General features: G+C 69.5%; 2 protein-coding genes and 1 riboswitch. Both genes read left to right on the plus strand.

The window, feature by feature from the left end; translation table 11 throughout:
• The first annotated feature begins 68 nt into the window (after nucleotides 1–68).
• A riboswitch (guanidine-III (ykkC-III) riboswitch) is annotated at nucleotides 69–135 on the plus strand.
• A 10-nt stretch (nucleotides 136–145) separates the two neighbouring features.
• Complete coding sequence (locus ASF72_RS00470; protein WP_056595559.1) at nucleotides 146–469, plus strand: DMT family transporter; 324 nt, start codon at nucleotides 146–148, stop codon at nucleotides 467–469.
• A complete protein-coding gene (locus tag ASF72_RS00475; RefSeq protein WP_056595562.1) occupies nucleotides 469–822 on the plus strand; it encodes a DMT family transporter in 354 nt (117 codons plus the stop codon). Before ASF72_RS00470 ends, ASF72_RS00475 begins: the two co-directional genes overlap by 1 nt.
• Nucleotides 823–865: the final 43 nt, after the last annotated feature.

Below are 865 nucleotides of genomic sequence, written 5' to 3' on the forward strand. Positions count from 1 at the left end.
GAGGGGCACGCATTGGTGACCTTTGCCACCAATACTGGCCGCCCCCGATCGGGGTTGCTAGGCTTGCCGCAAGGCTCCACCGCTTGAGCCTCCGGACGACGGTTCAGTACCCGGCACGCGACAAGACTGGCCAAAGGAATACGTCATGTCGTGGATTATCCTCATCTTCTCCGGAGCGCTGGAGGCCGTCTGGGCCGCAGCCCTCAACAAGGCCTTCACCGCCACCGGCCGGCGCAGGCTGGTGCCGCTCGCAGTGTTCCTCGCAGCCGTCACCGCCAGCATGGCCGGCCTGGCCATCGCCATGCAGTCCATTCCCACCGGCACGGCCTACGCCGTCTGGGTGGGCGTAGGCGTGGTGCTCACCTCCGCCTACGCCATGGCCACCAAAGTTGAACGCCCGACGGCGGCCCGCCTGCTCCTGCTCACCGGCATCGCCGTGTGCGTGGTTGGCCTGAAGGTGGTGGCGTGATGCGCGGCGCCTCCTTCGCCTGGCCGCTGCTGCTGCTCTCCGCAGTCCTCGAAGCCGTGTGGGCCACAGCCCTGGGCCTCTCCAACGGGTTCACGGAGCCCGCTGCCACCGCAGTGTTTGCCGTGGCGGCAACCCTCAGCATGGTGGGCCTGGGCCTGGCCATCCGCCACATCCCGCTGGGCACCGCGTACGCCGTGTGGGTGGGCATCGGGGCCGCCCTGACCGTCGGCTGGGCCATGGCCACCGGCGCCGAGGCCTTCAGCATCGTCAAAGTGGTGTTCATCGCCGGGATCGTCGCCTGCGCGGCAGGCCTGAAAGCCCTGCCGGCCGGAAAAGACGCCTCGGCCCGCTGAGTTTCCCCACCTTGAGGCGGGCCGACGGCGGGTCCCGGGGACC

The sequence above is a fragment of the Arthrobacter sp. Leaf141 genome (assembly GCF_001424565.1).
In the GTDB taxonomy this organism is placed as follows: domain Bacteria; phylum Actinomycetota; class Actinomycetes; order Actinomycetales; family Micrococcaceae; genus Arthrobacter.